This is a genomic window from Metabacillus niabensis (genome assembly GCF_020524345.1).
GTDB lineage: Bacteria > Bacillota > Bacilli > Bacillales > Bacillaceae > Metabacillus > Metabacillus niabensis_B.
In genome coordinates, this window is the sequence record NZ_JAIVLH010000001.1 from 297,543 (window position 1) to 310,409 (window position 12,867).

The 12,867-nt window shown below is 37.0% G+C and carries 10 protein-coding genes and 2 pseudogenes; 10 read left to right on the top strand and 2 right to left on the bottom strand.

What is annotated here, in order from left to right; genetic code table 11:
* Nucleotides 1-131: 131 nt before the first annotated feature.
* The 4 genes from gcvT (at nucleotide 132) to LC095_RS01550 (ending at nucleotide 5,132) form a co-directional block, all read left to right on the top strand.
* Nucleotides 132-1,232 carry a glycine cleavage system aminomethyltransferase GcvT gene (gene gcvT / locus LC095_RS01535; protein ID WP_226526494.1) on the top strand — a complete coding sequence of 367 codons (1,101 nt, stop codon included), beginning with the start codon at nucleotides 132-134 and terminating at the stop codon, nucleotides 1,230-1,232.
* Nucleotides 1,233-1,280: 48 nt separating this feature from the next.
* The gene (gcvPA, locus tag LC095_RS01540; RefSeq protein WP_226526495.1) at nucleotides 1,281-2,627 is read left to right on the top strand and encodes an aminomethyl-transferring glycine dehydrogenase subunit GcvPA; all 1,347 of its coding nucleotides are present in this window, start codon (nucleotides 1,281-1,283) and stop codon (nucleotides 2,625-2,627) included.
* Entirely contained in the window at nucleotides 2,620-4,077 is a 1,458-nt protein-coding gene (gene gcvPB, locus LC095_RS01545; protein WP_226526496.1) for an aminomethyl-transferring glycine dehydrogenase subunit GcvPB, read from the top strand. Before gcvPA ends, gcvPB begins: the two co-directional genes overlap by 8 nt.
* Nucleotides 4,078-4,400: 323 nt before the next feature.
* Nucleotides 4,401-5,132, top strand: coding sequence for a MerR family transcriptional regulator (locus LC095_RS01550; protein WP_226526497.1), 732 nt, complete (start codon nucleotides 4,401-4,403; stop codon nucleotides 5,130-5,132).
* A 33-nt stretch (nucleotides 5,133-5,165) separates the two neighbouring features.
* On the opposite strand, the gene LC095_RS01555 is transcribed toward LC095_RS01550, so the two are convergent.
* A complete protein-coding gene (locus LC095_RS01555) occupies nucleotides 5,166-6,410 on the bottom strand; it encodes a CNNM domain-containing protein (RefSeq protein ID WP_226526498.1) in 1,245 nt (414 codons plus the stop codon).
* A 200-nt stretch (nucleotides 6,411-6,610) separates the two neighbouring features.
* Nucleotides 6,611-6,994: a rhodanese-like domain-containing protein gene (locus tag LC095_RS01560; protein ID WP_216774345.1), complete on the bottom strand. Its 384-nt coding sequence runs from the start codon at nucleotides 6,992-6,994 to the stop codon at nucleotides 6,611-6,613.
* Between the two features lie 181 nt (nucleotides 6,995-7,175).
* Between LC095_RS01560 and LC095_RS01565 the strand changes: the two genes are divergently transcribed.
* From LC095_RS01565 to mntR, 6 genes and pseudogenes are all read left to right on the top strand, one after another.
* Nucleotides 7,176-8,012 carry a biotin/lipoate A/B protein ligase family protein gene (locus LC095_RS01565; RefSeq protein ID WP_226526499.1) on the top strand — a complete coding sequence of 279 codons (837 nt, stop codon included), beginning with the start codon at nucleotides 7,176-7,178 and terminating at the stop codon, nucleotides 8,010-8,012.
* Nucleotides 8,013-8,376: 364 nt separating this feature from the next.
* Nucleotides 8,377-9,819: pseudogene (locus LC095_RS01570) on the top strand (vitamin B12-dependent ribonucleotide reductase); the annotation flags it as partial.
* Between the two features lie 207 nt (nucleotides 9,820-10,026).
* Nucleotides 10,027-10,221, top strand: coding sequence for a hypothetical protein (locus tag LC095_RS01575; RefSeq protein ID WP_226526500.1), 195 nt, complete (start codon nucleotides 10,027-10,029; stop codon nucleotides 10,219-10,221).
* A 105-nt stretch (nucleotides 10,222-10,326) separates the two neighbouring features.
* Nucleotides 10,327-10,959, top strand: coding sequence for a restriction endonuclease (locus LC095_RS01580; RefSeq protein ID WP_226526501.1), 633 nt, complete (start codon nucleotides 10,327-10,329; stop codon nucleotides 10,957-10,959).
* Nucleotides 10,960-11,021: 62 nt separating this feature from the next.
* Nucleotides 11,022-12,140: pseudogene (locus LC095_RS01585) on the top strand (hypothetical protein); the annotation flags it as partial.
* 132 nt (nucleotides 12,141-12,272) lie between these two features.
* A complete protein-coding gene (gene mntR, locus LC095_RS01590) occupies nucleotides 12,273-12,695 on the top strand; it encodes a transcriptional regulator MntR (RefSeq protein WP_026558828.1) in 423 nt (140 codons plus the stop codon).
* The last annotated feature ends 172 nt before the right edge of the window (nucleotides 12,696-12,867 follow it).

Consider the following 12,867-nt stretch of genomic DNA (forward strand, 5'->3'; position numbering starts at 1 on the left):
CTTTACAAGACATCTATTAGCATGCATAAGGTAAACTTTCAGGTGAAAAGGACAGAGACTTCCATTATGTAATTGGGAGTGCTATGTCCTTTTTTTGATGCCATTTTTTAAAAACGGAAGGAGTAGTCCACATGTCAGAACTACATCGAACACCTTTATTCGATCTTTATAAAGAGTATGGTGCCAAGACAATTGATTTTGGAGGCTGGGATTTACCTGTTCAATTTACTTCTATTAAGGATGAACATGAAGCAGTTCGAACAAAAGCAGGGTTATTTGACGTATCCCATATGGGAGAGGTCGAGGTTCGAGGTGAAGATAGTTTAGCTTTTTTACAAAAGGTTGTCACAAATGATGTGTCTCTTCTTAAGGCTGGCGACGCTCAATATACAGCTATGTGCTATGAAGATGGTGGAACAGTGGACGATTTACTTATCTATAAAAAAGCTGAAAATGATTATTTACTAGTGATTAATGCTTCGAACATCGAAAAAGATCTTGAGTGGCTACTATTCAATAAGAATGGAAATGTCTCAATCGAAAACAAATCAGAAGAATATGCACTACTTGCTCTGCAAGGGCCAGCTGCTGAAGATGTTCTCCAAACATTAACTGATACTGACCTATCTGAGATCAAGTTCTTTAAGTTTAAGAATGGTATAAAAGTTGCCGGTGTTGATGTGCTAATTTCAAGAACAGGTTATACAGGTGAGGATGGGTTTGAGCTATATTGTGATTCAAATAATGCTGTGACGTTATGGAAAAACATCCTTGAGGCAGGCAAAAATAAAGGAGTTATACCATGTGGACTTGGTGCTAGAGATACATTGCGATTTGAAGCAGCGTTACCTTTATATGGCCAAGAGCTATCAAAAGATATTACACCGATAGAAGCGGGTATTGGATTTGCGGTGAAAACGAACAAAGAAGCAGAGTTTAACGGAAAAGCCGTTTTAATGAAGCAAAAGGAAAAGGGAACAGCTCGTAAGTTAATTGGAATTGAGTTGTTGGAAAAAGGGATTCCACGCCATGGCTACGAGGTTTTTGCAGAAGATGAATTAATAGGTGTTGTCACAACAGGAACTCAATCACCGACTTTAAAGAAGAATATTGGTTTAGCTCTACTAAAATCTGAATTTACACAACTAGGTACAGAGATCGAAGTGCAAATAAGGAAAAAACGATTAAAGGCTAAAGTGATTGCCACACCTTTTTATAAAAGATCCAAATAATTATGCTAACTTATATATCCGTATGGAATCTGAGAGGAGATTTTAGCTATGAATCATCGTTACCTACCAATGACAGATCAAGACAAGCAGGAAATGCTTCAAGTAATTGGTGTTCAATCAGTAGATGAGCTTTTTCAGGATATTCCTGAGAGTGTTCGTTTTAAGGGAGAGTATAAGATTAAACAAGCAAAATCTGAAACAGAGCTCCTTAAAGAATTATCACAACTTGCAGCAAAAAATAAAGATTTACGCAAGAATGCTTCATTCCTAGGTGCAGGAGTTTATGATCATTACATGCCAATTATTGTCGATCATGTGATATCCCGCTCGGAATTTTACACGGCGTATACTCCTTATCAACCTGAGATTTCTCAAGGTGAACTACAGGCAATCTTTGAATTTCAAACGATGATTTGTGAGCTAACCGGAATGGATGTGGCGAACTCATCTATGTATGATGGAGGAACAGCATTGGCTGAAGCAGCAATGCTTGCAGCAGGACAAACCAAAAAGAAGAAAGTCATTATTTCGAAGGCTGTTAATCCGGAAACACGTGATGTGGTAAAGACATATGCGGCAGGTCAATACATTGAAGTGATCGAAATTCCTGTTAAAAACGGTGTAACAGATATAGAAGCATTAAAGCAAGAAATGGATGAGGATGTAGCAGCGGTTTTAGTTCAATATCCAAACTTTTTTGGTTCTATTGAGCCATTAAAAGAAATTGAGCCGGTTGCACATACTGGCAAAAGTATGTTTATTGTTTCATCAAACCCTCTTGCTTTAGGTGCATTAACTCCTCCGGGAGCGTTTGGTGCTGATATTGTTGCAGGTGATGCACAACCATTTGGAATTCCTACAGCATTTGGAGGGCCACATTGCGGTTATTTTGCTGTAACAACGAAATTATTACGTAAAGTTCCAGGCAGACTTGTCGGTCAAACAACAGATGAAAACGGAAAACGCGGGTTTGTTTTAACACTTCAAGCACGTGAACAGCATATTCGACGAGATAAAGCGACTTCTAATATATGTTCAAATCAGGCGTTAAATGCTCTTGCTGCCTCTGTCGCTATGACAGCCTTAGGGAAACAAGGTGTTAAAGAAATGGCGATTCAAAATATCCAAAAAGCAAACTATGCAAAAAGAGCCTGTTTAAAAGCTGGTTTAGAGATTCCATTTGATCAACCAATTTTTAATGAGTTTGTTGTAAAGCTTTCTAAACCGGTTTCAGAGGTAAACAAACAGCTTTTAAAAAAGGGCATCATCGGTGGATTTGATTTAGGGAAAGTCGATCCTGAACTTGAAAATCATATGCTGATTGCGGTGACAGAGCTGAGAACAAAGGACGAAATTGACACACTTGTGAAGGAATTGGGGGATGACAATGAGTAATCAAGATCAAGCATTAATCTTTGAATTAAGCAAAGAAGGACGTATTGGGTATAGCTTACCAGAGCTTGAAGTCGATGAATTGTCGTTAGATGAACTAATTCCTGCTGATTATATTCGTACAGAAGAGGCATTGCTCCCTGAAGTGTCAGAGCTGGATATTATGAGACACTACACAGCTTTATCGAAGCGGAACCATGGAGTTGATTCCGGTTTTTACCCATTAGGTTCATGCACGATGAAATATAACCCTAAAATCAATGAAAATGTTGCGCGAATTGCAGGTCTTGCACATATCCACCCTCTACAGGACGAGTCAACAGTACAGGGAGCAATGGAGTTGCTATTTGATCTACAGGAGCATTTAAAAGAAATTACGGGAATGGATGAAGTTACTCTTCAACCTGCGGCAGGTGCTCATGGGGAGTGGACTGGTCTTATGATGATTCGTGCCTACCATGAAGCAAACAATGATACGAAACGAACAAAGGTCATTGTTCCTGACTCAGCACATGGTACCAATCCAGCATCTGCTACGGTAGCTGGTTTTGAAACAATTACAGTTAAGTCAGATGAAAATGGATTAGTGGATTTGGAGGATTTACGCCGTGTAGTTGATGATCAGACGGCTGCATTAATGTTAACAAACCCAAATACGCTGGGATTATTTGAAGCGCACATTTTAGAAATGGCCCAAATTGTTCATGATGCCGGTGGTAAGCTTTATTATGATGGAGCTAACTTAAATGCTGTTTTAAGTAAAGCAAGACCAGGAGATATGGGATTTGACGTTGTTCACCTTAATCTTCATAAAACATTTACAGGTCCTCACGGTGGTGGTGGTCCTGGTTCTGGTCCGGTTGGTGTAAAAGCTGATTTAATCCCATACTTGCCGAAGCCGGTATTAATAAAGACAGAAGAAGGCTATCATTTTGATTACAACCGTCCTCAATCAATCGGTCGGGTAAAGCCATTTTACGGAAACTTTGGGATCAATGTTCGAGCATATACGTACATCCGTACAATGGGACCTGACGGCTTAAAGGCGGTAACAGAATTTGCTGTGTTAAATGCGAACTATATGATGCGCCGTCTCGCACCATATTATGACCTTCCATTTAATCAGCATTGTAAACATGAGTTTGTTTTATCAGGTAGACACCAGAAGAAATTAGGTGTTCGCACACTTGATATTGCAAAGAGATTACTCGACTTTGGTTACCATCCTCCAACCATTTATTTCCCGTTAAATGTTGAGGAATGTATCATGATCGAACCAACCGAAACAGAATCAAAAGAAACGCTTGATGCATTTGTTGATGCAATGATTCAGATCGCAAAAGAAGCAGAAGAAACACCAGAAGTAGTACAGGAAGCACCACATACAACTGTCGTAAAAAGACTGGATGAAACAACTGCAGCGAGAAAGCCAATCTTAAAATATCAGCGATAAATGTGAAAATGACCTACTCGAATGTAGGTCATTTTTTGTCATGTTTTTCAAGTCATTATAATTTATGCGCATGTTCATTCAGACGTTTTGAGAGCTGTTCAATCTCCATTATTGATTTGAAAAGTTGCTGCATGGATGTTGCTTGATTACTTCAGAACTTACTCATTTTCCTTAATTGATTTTTCCATTTGCTTTGGTTTACTAAAGAATGTATTTAGCGGTCGTACATTGTCTTTAACATACAATTCATGCCGAAATAATAATAATCTGCAAACTTTATGACTACTTTTTAGAACCTTTGTCGAGAGGGAGGAATTGAGTACATGATTAGTAGAACTAGTAGTATTAAGAAAAATAGACAAAGGTTGGTGTTTAGATTGGCAGCAAAATATATAACAATTTCAAAAGCGGCCGCATTAATCGGCGAAAAAGTATTTGTGTTAAAGCAGTGGGAGGATGATTTTTGTGAGCTTATCACTATAAAAAGAGATGAAAGAAATATGCGGTTATTTACTGGAGAAAACATTGAATTTTTTCAAAAAATTAAAGCATATAAAGATAGAAATTTAGATAATAAGACGATTAAACAACTACTGCAGCAGCAATCCGTAAGTTCACCAATTCAAGAAAGCTTGGGTCAGGCAGAAGTTGCTGAGCTGAAAGCAACTCTGTCAAAAATTACTTCATTTATTGAATCCAAACAAGTTCAGACTGTCTTCCAAATGGAGGATCGACTTGATTCTCTTGAGAAAAACGTGATTTCATCCGTTTCAGAGAAAATAAGTGAAACAGCTAAATTGCAAACAGAGGTAGCACGGATTGAGTTTTCAGATCTTCAAGACATGATTACAAGTTTAGAAGTGACAGCTGAGGCGGATAGGGAGTCTTTTAAAGAAGAAGTTCATCAGGAAAGAGAAATAGCACAACGAAAAACAGATGAGCGTGAAGAGCGGTTCTTGGCGTTTGTAAGAGAGCATCAATACAAGCAAGAGAAAATGAAGCAAGATAAATCCGGATTAGGATTTTTAAAACAAATATTAAGCTTTGCCAGATAAATGAGAAGGGTCGCTTTAAATCGCGACCCTTTTTTATGTATATTCAGGCATTTCTACCTTTTTCTCAATTTTAATTCGTTTTAGCTTATTGTCTTCAACATTCATGATAATAAAGTGCAGATTCTCATAATCGTGGGATTCCCCTTCATCAGGAAAACGTCCTAATTCTTTTAGAAGAAATCCTGACACAATGTCCTCCTGCTCAGGGATCTTCGTTTTGAAAACTTCATTTAAACGTCTTAATGCCAGTTTTCCATTACATATAATATGATCTTCTGTTATTTCTTCAATTAGGATCTCTTCATCCTGATCTGTTTCATCTTTAATTTCTTGGCCAATCATCGCCTCAATGATATCCTCATGGCTTATAATCCCTTTTGTTCCACCATATTCATCAAGAACAATGGCTAAGTGTCTTTGCTTTTTTAACATTAATTTGAATACGGTTTCGATCGAGTGAAATTCAAAAACAAAGAGCGGATCATCATCCATAAAATCTTCCAGTTTTTTATGTGGCTCTAAAGACCAGTTTAACAATGATTTTGCATGCAGAACACCGATGATTTCATCCATGCTTTCTTTGTATACCGGATATCGTGTATGACGACCTTCTAATACAATATCTCGCGTTTCTTCATAGGTAGAACCTGATGCAATCCCTTGTATTTCGGTTCTTGGTACTTTTAGTGCGTCACGAACATCCAGATCATAAAAATCGATTGCACCCTTAATCCGTTTCGTTTCATCTGTTTGCAGGATTCCTTCAGATGTAGCGATATTTACCATTGTAATCAGTTCTTCTCTTGAGATTGAAGCGGTTTTGCCTTCTTCTTTTGAGAGGATATTAATAACCATTCTTGTGAACCTTGATAGGAGAAAAATTAATGGTTTTAAAATGAAAATGATCATACGAATAACCGGGAAAACCATATACGCGATCTTGTCCGCAAAAGTGGCAGCGATAGACTTTGGTAAAACTTCAGCAAAAATAATCAGCACAACCGTTAAGATCCCTGTAGCAACACCTACACTAATACCATATTCAATTGCAATGACTGTAACAAGGGTTGGCAACATGATGTTGGCGATGTTGTTTCCGATTAAGATACCTGTGATAATTTCATCTGGTTTTGAGACAAAATTCAGTAATTTTTGTGATTTCTTATCATTGTTTTCCGCTTTTGATTTTAATTTCATTTTGTTTACAGCAGTAAGTGCTGTTTCACTGCCGGATAAGAAGAACGACATCAATAGAAAAAACACTATGGCAATAATCAAGACTTGATTCCTCCAACAACAAATACATTTTTATTTCTATCTCTTATCTTACCTTATTTTTGGTTTTGAAGTCGATAAATGTGATACATATTATAAATTTTGAACAGAAAAAAGAATTCATGAAAAGGAAAAAGCAACTCCCAATTTCACCCACATGAAAGAAGATGAGGTTGTAGTTGCTTCCTGTATACATTAATTAGTTATTTTTTCTTTACTTTCCCTGTCCATCCTTTAAAACCGCCTTTAAGACAATGAAGATTATTATAGCCTTTTCGCTTTAACATTTGAGCAGCTCGGCCACTTCGTACCGTATTTTGGCAATAGAAGTAAACTGGTTGGTCAGGACGGATTTCTTTGTAGCGTTGACGTAACTGAGAAAGCGGTATATTTCTAGCACCTAAAATATGTCCACCTTCAAACTCGTTCGGTTCACGAACATCGATTAATTGTGCTTTACGATAGCCTGCACGAAATTCTTCTTCTGTAAGTTGCTTCATAATTTTTCGTTGATAGAAAAAATTAAACGTAATGTAGGCAATCAGGGCAACTGCTACGATGATTAGTAAAATGGTTGATGTTGTCAATATCCTCGACCCCTTTTTTATAGGTTATATCATTGTAAGCTCATAAGAACTCATATACAGACTTCTATTATTATATAAGAGCTTATGAAAATTGTCATCAGGTTGTATGCATTATTATTTTCTTCCAAATAAACTTCTGCTAGACTTAGGATGTAAAAAAAATAACAAAGAGGGTTACAACATGGCGAAAGAAGTATGGAGATATATTGATTCTGGAAACTGCTCTCCAGCATTTAATATGGCATTGGACGAAGCGCTTTTAGAATGGCATAGCGAAGGCAAGATTCCGCCTACCATTCGATTTTATGGCTGGAATCCAGCAACACTTTCAATCGGTTACTTTCAAAAAGTTGAAAAAGAAATAGATTTAGAAGCAGTGAAAAGATATGGTTTAGGCTTCGTTAGGAGACCTACAGGGGGCAGAGGAGTTCTTCATGATCAAGAACTTACATACAGTGTCATTGTATCAGAGGAACACCCTGAAATGCCCAAGACAGTAACAGAGGCTTACCGGGTTATTTCAGAAGGAGTTTTGGAGGGGTTTAAAAATCTCGGTCTTGAAGCATACTTCGCTATTCCTCGTACTGATGAAGAAAAAGCAGGTCTTAAATCACCTAGGTCAGCTGTGTGCTTTGATGCTCCTTCCTGGTATGAGCTTGTTGTCGAAGGGCGTAAAGTTGCAGGAAGTGCACAAACCCGACAAAAAGGGGTTATCTTACAACACGGATCGATATTACTAGATCTAGATGAGGATATGCTTTTCGATCTATTTAAATATCCGAACGACCGTGTAAAAGAAAGAATGCAAAGGGCCTTTAAAAACAAGGCCGTTGCAACGAATAGTCTTAGACAAGAGCCGGTTACTATTGCAGAAGCAAAAAAAGCTTTTAAGGAAGGTTTTGAAAAAGGTCTAGATATTGACCTTGAGCCTTATAAGTTAACAGGTGAAGAACTAGAGTATGTAAATCAACTTGCGAAAAATAAATATGAAAGTGATGGATGGAATTTCAAAAGATAGGGACGTGATCTTAGGATTACGTCTATTTTCATCTAGTAGGGTGTGTTTGTAGAAATTTGACGAAAGAAATTTTTTATCGATCTAATTTAAAAACGTTGATTTCTAAGGATTTCAATACATTCAAACAGATGCAAGTGACAAAATTCTTCAAAATCCCCCTTTTACGAGTCGAAACCATCATAAATCTCTTTAAAGCTTCTTTTTTTAATAAGTTATCCATTTGACAAAAAGAGAAATAGTTGACCTTAAAACTATATATAGTATTATTCGTCAAAAAGTAAACACTATATATTGAATTATAGGGTTGTATATGATAAATTAAATCAGGAGATTTACAAGAAAGATAGATAGAGGAGTTGTTACAATGACAGTTGTTACTGAGCAAAAGATGAGCGTTGATGTGGAGAAGCTTAACAAAGATATTTCTGCATTTCCGCAGGTTCATCCTATTACTAACGATATGAAATTAACACATAAAGGTGTTTCGAGACTTGTTATGCTTGACCGTTATACATTTAAAGACACGGAAAAAATTACGTTATCTGAAGGAGACTTTGTTGTTTTAACGATCAAGGAAGACCCTAAATTCCCGGCAAGAGGGCTTGGGTTTATCAAAAGTATTGATTGGGAAGCAAAAACAGCAAATGTGCTAGTTGATGAAGAATATAGACACTCATTAGATAAACCTGAGGAAGTGGAGACAGGGATCGTAAAACGCTCGTTAGATGTCATTGAAAAACCACTTGAAATCTTTTACGAACAAATCGCGAAGCGTAATGCAACAGGATTGGCATCGGTTGAGAAAACAGAAGAGAAACGTCAAGAATGGTTTGAAAAGTTTTATCAAGAGCTTGTTAACTTAAACTTTATTCCGGCAGGACGTGTTTTATATGGTGCAGGTGCTGGAACAGAAGTAACCTATTTTAACTGCTATGTTATGCCATTTGTGAAGGATTCACGCGAAGGGATCTCTGAGCATCGTAAACAGGTAATGGAGATCATGAGTCGCGGTGGCGGTGTAGGAACGAACGGGTCAACATTACGCCCTCGTAACACATTAGCAAAAGGTGTAAACGGAAAATCATCAGGATCTGTATCATGGTTGGATGATATTGCGAAGCTAACACATCTAGTTGAACAAGGTGGCTCAAGGCGTGGAGCGCAAATGATCATGCTGGCCGACTGGCATCCGGATATTATTGAGTTCATTATTTCGAAAATGCAAAACCCTAGAATTCTACGTTTCCTTATTGAAAACACTAATGATGAAGCGATTAAAAAATATGCACAGGATAAATTAAAATTCACACCTCTTACACAACAGGAAATTGATATGTACCAAGGAATAGTTAACTACAAACAAATTCCAGGAACAGGTGGATTTAGTGAAAAAATCATAAAAGATGCTGAATTAAAGCTGCGTACTGGCGGTACTTACAGTGTTCACAACTCTGAGTTCTTAACAGGTGCGAATATTTCTGTTACGTTAACAAAAGACTTTATGGATGCAGTAGAAAACGATGCTGAATATGAACTTCGTTTCCCTGATGTAGAAAGCTATAATGAAAAGGAAATGACTGAATACAATGAAAACTGGCACAAGGTTGGAGATGTACGTGAATGGAAGAAGCAAGGCTATAAAGTACGTACGTACCGTAAAATTAAAGCAAAAGAGCTTTGGAACCTAGTCAATATCTGTGCAACATATTCAGCAGAGCCGGGAATTTTCTTTATTGATAATGCAAACGACATGACAAATGCTAAAGCATATGGTCAACAGGTCGTAGCAACAAATCCGTGTGGTAAAGTGGCTTAGTTTGCCTCACGTAAAAAACTGCGGAATAAAGCGGGAAGGCTGAGATGCTAATCCGAACCGAAGGCTAAGGTAAAATCTAAGTCAGGGGCAACGCATAGATGGTGAACCTCACAAGAGAATATAATCCATCCACGAGGCCGCAGCATTACAAATTTGTAAACATATCAGGCAATTACGAAGGTTATTGAGGTGATAATCATGAACAGAGGTTATGCTGGTTTTTATGGTGAGCATTATCTTCGAAGCTCATATGAGTATGCTTATGCAAAATACCTTGATTATCATGATATACCATGGAGTTATGAAGACACTAATTTTGATGTAGGATTCAAAACATACAAGCCTGATTTCTTCTTCTACGATAAAGATGGAAAGCTTGAGAAAATAGTATAAATAAAGTCCAGGAATGAAAAAGCGATAACTGAAGCTAAAAAGGCGTTAGATGTAATAAAAAAAGAACATCATATCGATTGTGAAATAATCTCATACAAGCAACTCTTGAACTTATACGAGACATTACCTTTTTCTTTAACCTCAATAATAACAGAATGGATAAATTCGGATCACACAACTATCCATAAAGCAGCAATTGGAAAGTTAAATGGACATTTTAATCTTAAACATAGTGATAGTGCTAAAAAGAAGATTGGTGAACGGACTAGGAAGCTCTGGGAATCAGATTCTGTCGCGAAACAAAAGATGATTGAGGGATTAAAAAAGAGTGGTATTAAAAAGGGATATATTCGAGTTCCGAGAGAGAAAAGGAAATGTCAAGAGTGTAAACAAGAATTTGAAGTAATTAAGACATCTTCACAAAAATATTGTAACCGAACATGCTCTGGAAAAAATGTAATTAAAAATGCGACTTCTCAGTATGTAGAGAAACGAAAGATTTTGCATCAGGGTATTAAAGAATACATTATAAAGTGGTCAATCGATAATATGGAACTAGTTTTAGCTACGCCTTTAAATAGAATTCAAACAACTATTGCATCTCTAATTGAGGAGATTCATCAATTATTTGATGTAAAGGACTTTAGAGTAATTTCAAAAGCAGTTTTTGGAGAAGATCGTGGGAGAAAAGAATTAATTATGTTTATGAAAAGAATTTGTAATGAAAATGTATGCTGAACTTGCAGGAATAAAACTGTAAGAACTATTGGATAAAAAGCCAATAGGATAACAAACTACTGGAACAACCACTTGCACCATATTCTGTCTGTAACTTAGCAGCAGTAAACCTTGCCGAAATGGCAAATAAAGAAACAAAAACAGTTGACTTTGATAAGCTTCGTAAAACAGTTGAAGTTGGCGTGAGAATGCAGGATAACGTCATTGATGCAACTCCATATTTCTTACCTGAAAACAAACACCAGGCACTTGGCGAACGCCGTGTTGGACTAGGTGTAATGGGCTTACATGATCTTCTTATTTACTGTGAAACAAACTATGGTTCTGAAGAAGGAAATGTATTAGTTGATAAGGTCTTTGAAACAATTGCTACCACAGCATACCGTGCATCAATCGAATTAGCGAAGGAAAAAGGAAGCTTCCCGTTCTTAGTTGGAGAAGAAGATGGTGAAACAAACCGCCTTCGTGAAGCATTTACACAAACAGGATTTATGCAAAAAATGCCTGCAGATATTTTAGAAGGTGTAAAAGAGTACGGAATTCGTAACTCACATCTATTAACTGTTGCTCCTACTGGATCGACAGGGACAATGGTTGGTGTTGCAACAGGACTTGAACCTTACTTCTCATTCTCGTACTTCCGTAGTGGAAGACTTGGTAAATTTATCGAAGTAAAGGCAGATATCGTGCAGGAATATTTAGATTCACATCCAGAAGCAGATGCAAACAACCTACCGTCATGGTTTGTATCCGCAATGGAATTAGCTCCTGAGGCACATGCAGATGTACAATGTGTCATCCAACGTTGGATTGATAGTTCTATTAGTAAAACAGTTAATGCTCCAAAGGGATATACTGTTGATCAGGTAGAAAAAGTGTATGAGCGTCTTTACAAAGGTGGAGCAAAAGGCGGTACAGTCTATGTAGACGGTAGCCGTGATACGCAGGTATTGACACTAAAAGCTGAAGAAAATACATTTGATGAAAATGAAGAAGTAGAACCAAAAGAAAAAGGAAAAGTTGTTCTTGTTGATACAATTAATGATCTTCGTTCAACAGATGTAACAATTGGGAATGAAGTTGGTAATACTTGCCCGGTTTGTCGTGAAGGTACAGTTGAAGATTTGGGCGGCTGTAATACATGTACGAGCTGTGGCGCACAATTAAAGTGTGGACTGTAATCAGTTTGAAGGATCTGACATTGTCAGGTCCTTTTCTTTCCTGCAATACAACCATACCTTGTCATGAACAATAAACTCATGTAAAATTGTAATGATGTCGTTAAAAAGTTCGGCGAATATGGAGGGACCAACATGCCAACACCTAGTATGGAAGATTATATAGAACAGATTTATTTACTTATTGAAGACAAAGGATATGCTCGAGTTTCAGATATAGCCGAAGCATTGGCTGTACATCCCTCCTCTGTTACAAAGATGGTTCAAAAACTTGATAAAGATGAATATCTCATATATGAAAAATATCGAGGTCTCGTATTAACAAATAAAGGGAAGAAAACAGGTAAGCGTTTAGTTTACCGACATGAACTTTTGGAGCAATTTCTTCAAATAATCGGTGTTGATCAAGATAAGATTTATGATGATGTGGAAGGGATTGAACATCATTTAAGTTGGAATGCTATTGACCGAATTGGAGACTTAGTTCAGTACTTCGAGGAAAATGAAGAAAGAGTCAATACTCTGCGTAAAATACAAAAGAATAATGAAGAATCATAAAAAGCGATGGGAAGTAGAACCACTACGACCCATCGCTTTTTTTATATCGTCGAACTAAGAGGAAAATTATATCAATTATTATTTTAATAAAAAGTATACAGAGGGATATACAAGTCACATGTTCCATACTAGAATGATAGGTTTTAATCCTTTAATATGCATCAGCTTTAAT

Coding starts and splice junctions, on each gene's coding strand:
- gcvT (WP_226526494.1), top strand. CDS start 132: ATGTCAGAACTACATCGAACACCTTTATTCGATCTTTATAAAGAGTAT.
- gcvPA (WP_226526495.1), top strand. CDS start 1,281: ATGAATCATCGTTACCTACCAATGACAGATCAAGACAAGCAGGAAATG.
- gcvPB (WP_226526496.1), top strand. CDS start 2,620: ATGAGTAATCAAGATCAAGCATTAATCTTTGAATTAAGCAAAGAAGGA.
- LC095_RS01550 (WP_226526497.1), top strand. CDS start 4,401: ATGATTAGTAGAACTAGTAGTATTAAGAAAAATAGACAAAGGTTGGTG.
- LC095_RS01565 (WP_226526499.1), top strand. CDS start 7,176: ATGGCGAAAGAAGTATGGAGATATATTGATTCTGGAAACTGCTCTCCA.
- LC095_RS01575 (WP_226526500.1), top strand. CDS start 10,027: ATGAACAGAGGTTATGCTGGTTTTTATGGTGAGCATTATCTTCGAAGC.
- mntR (WP_026558828.1), top strand. CDS start 12,273: ATGCCAACACCTAGTATGGAAGATTATATAGAACAGATTTATTTACTT.